Source organism: bacterium, from assembly GCA_035549195.1.
Classification (GTDB): domain Bacteria; phylum Oederibacteriota; class Muellerivitia; order Muellerivitales; family Muellerivitaceae; genus DASZRK01.
Window position 1 is genome coordinate 1 of sequence record DASZRK010000009.1, and the last position, 3,936, is coordinate 3,936.

Annotated in this window: 2 protein-coding genes; both read right to left on the bottom strand. The window is 58.3% G+C overall.

Going from position 1 to position 3,936, the window contains the following annotated elements; translation table 11 throughout:
* Positions 1-3,621 (bottom strand): DNA-directed RNA polymerase subunit beta' (gene rpoC / locus VHE12_01735; GenBank protein HVZ79503.1); only part of this gene is annotated, 3,621 nt, incomplete at its 3' end.
* A 43-nt stretch (positions 3,622-3,664) separates the two neighbouring features.
* Complete coding sequence (locus tag VHE12_01740; GenBank protein HVZ79504.1) at positions 3,665-3,904, bottom strand: hypothetical protein; 240 nt, start codon at positions 3,902-3,904, stop codon at positions 3,665-3,667.
* Positions 3,905-3,936: the final 32 nt, after the last annotated feature.

A 3,936-nucleotide genomic window follows, 5' to 3' on the forward strand; every position in this document is an offset into this window, starting at 1 on the left:
ATAGACCTCCTGGACCTTGGAGAGCAGGTATTCTTGGACCGCGGCCTCCCCTTGGACCTCCAGGATGTCGTGAGGGTCCACAGGGCCATCGGTCAGGGCGTCCCCGGCGCGAACAATATCCCCTTCATGGATGTTCAGGTGCTTGCCATAGGGGATCGCGTATTCCTCCTCGATGGTCTTCTTGCCCTCGGTGTTGGTCACGACGACCTTTTGGTAGCCCTTGGACGCGGTTCCGAAAGCGACGGTCCCGCTGATCTTGGCGATGATGGCATTGCCCTTGGGACGGCGGGCCTCAAAAAGCTCGGCCACCCGCGGAAGACCGCCGGTGATATCCCGAGTCTTCGACATTTCCCGTGGGATCTTGGAGAGGATGTCCCCGGCCATGACCTTGTCCCCATCCATCACATTGATGAGGGAACCCGTCGGCAGGCGGTAGCTCTTCAGGGCCGCCCCGGTCTCAGGATCCATGATCACGCAACGTGGCGATAGGTTCTCGTCCTTGTATTCGATGATCGTGCGTTCCTTCAAGCCCGTGGAAGGATCCATCTCCTCACGGACCGTGACGCCGCGGATGACGTCCTGCAGTTTGATGACCCCGGCCACCTCGGTGAAGATGGGGACCTTATAAAGGTCCCAGTGGGCCAGGATCTGCTTCTCCTTCACCGTCTGCTCTTCCTTGACCTTCAAAGTGGAGCCGTAAGGCACCACGAAGTTCTCCATGGCGCGACCCTTTTCGTCGTAGACGGAGATCTCGCCATTACGGTTGAGGACGATGAATTCTTTGTTGCGGTTCTCGACCAGTTTCAGGTTATGGAATCGTACGATCCCGTTCTTGGTGGACTCGATCTTGGATTGTTCCAGGGCGCGGCTGGCGGCGCCGCCCACGTGGAAGGTCCGCAAGGTGAGCTGGGTGCCGGGTTCCCCGATGGACTGGGCCGCGATGATACCGACGGCCTCACCGATCTGCACCAGTTTGCCGTTGGACAAGTTGATGCCATAGCATTTTGCACAGCATCCCCGTTCCAGTTCGCAAGTCAGGACAGAACGGACGCGGATCTGTTCGATCCCCGCCTCATCCAACCGGGCTGCGATCTCCTCGGTGATGATCTGGCCCGCCTTCACGATGACTTCGGACGTGAGCAGGTTGGCCACGTTATCGACGGCCACCCGGCCGCCAATGCGGTCCTTCAAAGGCTCGATGATCTCAGGCCCTTCCTTGATGGCCGCCACGCGGATTCCATTGGCGGTGCCACAATCCTCGGCGTTGACGATGACCTCCTGGGACACGTCGACCAATCGGCGGGTGAGGTACCCGGCGTCGGCGGTCTTCAAGGCGGTATCGGCCAGACCCTTACGGGCACCATGGGTGGAGATGAAGTATTCCAACACCGTCAAACCCTCGCGGAAATTGGCGGTGATGGGCGATTCGATGATCTCACCGATGGACCCGGTGATCTTCTGCAGGGGCTTGGCCATCAGACCGCGCATGCCGGCCAATTGGCGGATCTGCATCTTGGAACCGCGGGCGCCGGAATCGGCCATCATATAGATCGGGTTGAACCCATGGTGGTCCTGCTTGAGGTTGTCGAACATGACCTCGGCGATCTCGTCGGTCGTATGGGTCCAGATATCGATGACCTTGTTGTACCGCTCGCCGTCGGTGATGATCCCCTTCTTGTATTGGCTCTCGATCTCCGCCACATCCTTGTAGGAACGCTTGAGGATGTCGTTCTTGTCCTTGGGGATGAGCATGTCATCGATGGAGACGGTGATGCCCGCCTGGGTGGCGTACTTGAAGCCATTGGCCTTGATATCGTCCAAGAGCTTGACGGTCGCGTCCTGGCCTAATTTCTCGTAACAGAGGGCCACCAGGTCACCCAATTCCTTCTTGGTCATGACCCGGTTGACGTAAGGCAGTTCGGCCGGGATGACCAGGTTGAACAACACCCGGCCCACCGTGGTCTCGATGAGTTTGCCCCGGAAGCGGACCTTGATCTTGGCATGTTTGCCCACTTGCTTCGATTCGAGGGCGATCACGACCTCTTGCTCGCTGGAGAAGACCTTTCCCTCCCCTTTGTCGCCCGGCATCTCCTTCGTCAGGTAGTAGGAACCCAGAACGATGTCCTGGGTCGGGGTGACGATGGGACGGCCATTGGAGGTGGAATTGATGTTGTTGGTGGATAGCATCAGGAACCGGGCCTCCATCTGCGCCTCGCTGGACAATGGGACGTGGACGGCCATCTGGTCGCCGTCGAAGTCCGCGTTGAAAGCCGTACAAACGAGCGGATGGATCTGAATCGCGCGACCCTCGATGAGGACGGGTTGGAAGGCCTGGATGCCCTGACGGTGCAAGGTCGGGGCGCGGTTCAGGAGCACATGGTGGTCGCGAATGACCTCGGCCAGGATGTCCCAGACCTCAGGCTTGACCCGCTCAACCATCTTCCGGGCGCTCTTGATGGTATGCACGTAACCGCGATCCTCGAGCTTCTTGATGATGAAGGGCTTGAAGAGCTCGAGCGCCATCTTCTTGGGAAGACCGCATTGGTTCATCTTGAGCTCGGGGCCCACCACGATGACCGAACGGCCGGAATAATCGACGCGTTTGCCCAACAGGTTCTGGCGGAAGCGGCCTTGCTTGCCCTTGAGCATGTCCGACAAGGACTTGAGGGGGCGGTTGCCCGGACCACGGACCGCATGACCGCGACGGCCGTTGTCCAAAAGAGCGTCCACGGCCTCCTGGAGCATGCGCTTTTCATTGCGCACGATGACCTCGGGCGCGTGCAGTTCCAGGAGCTTCTTCAAGCGGTTGTTCCGGTTGATGACACGGCGGTATAGGTCGTTCAGGTCCGAGGTGGCAAAACGGCCGCCATCCAAGGGGACCAGGGGACGCAACTCGGGCGGGATGACCGGAAGCACTTCGAGGAACATCCATTCGGGCTTGTTGTCGCTCTTGCGGAAGCTCTCGATGACCTTCAAGCGCTTGATGATGGTCTTCTTTTTCTGTTCGCTATTGGTCGTCTTCATCTGGACGCGAAGCTTCTTGTCTAGGTCCTCCAAGTCCACCATACGGATCAGGTCCCGCACAGCCTCGGCGCCCATCTTGGCCTTCAGGGAAGCACCATATTCCACCCGGAGCTTCTGGTACTCATCTTCGCTCAAGAGCTGGCCTGACTCGACCGGGGCCTTGCCCGGATCGAGAACGACGTAGGATTCGTAGTACATCACCCGTTCCAGGTTGCGGGTGGACATCTCCAAGAGATAACCCATCCGGGAAGGGATCCCCTTCAAATACCAGATGTGGGAGACCAGGCAGGCCAGTTCGATATGGCCCATACGCTCACGGCGCACCTTGGCTTGGGTCACTTCGACGCCGCATCGGTCGCAGATGACGTCCTTGTATTTGATGCGCTTGTATTTGCCGCAAGCGCATTCCCAGTCCTTGGTGGGACCGAAGATCTTCTCGCAGAAGAGGCCGTTCTTCTCAGGCTTGAAGGTACGGTAGTTGATGGTCTCGGGCTTCTTCACCTCGCCGTAGGACCACGAACGGATGTCGTTCGGGGAGGCGAGGGTGATTTTCACCGAGCCGTAGTCATTAATCCGGTCGTACACGCTCTCGGGCATGTCTTACTCCATTTCGAGGCAAGCTGCCTCGTGAAAAACTCACCTATCCGTTAACGCTCGCCTTGTCCTTGTTTTTCTGCCGATTCATGAACAGTCCGGGCACAAGAGCAATGCAGATGAGATGCTGACCAGCAAGACCCCAAAGCATGTGCTCACTTATTGCATCTCTGCCACCAAACACGTATGCCAGCACACAAGTAACATCCGCCAGCACAAGCAAACCAAGGACAGCTATACCTAACTTGCGCCGAAACCGCTGGGTTTGAAGCCAGTGCTCTTTCATTCACTCGCTCACAGCAAGCTCGCCGTATCCCC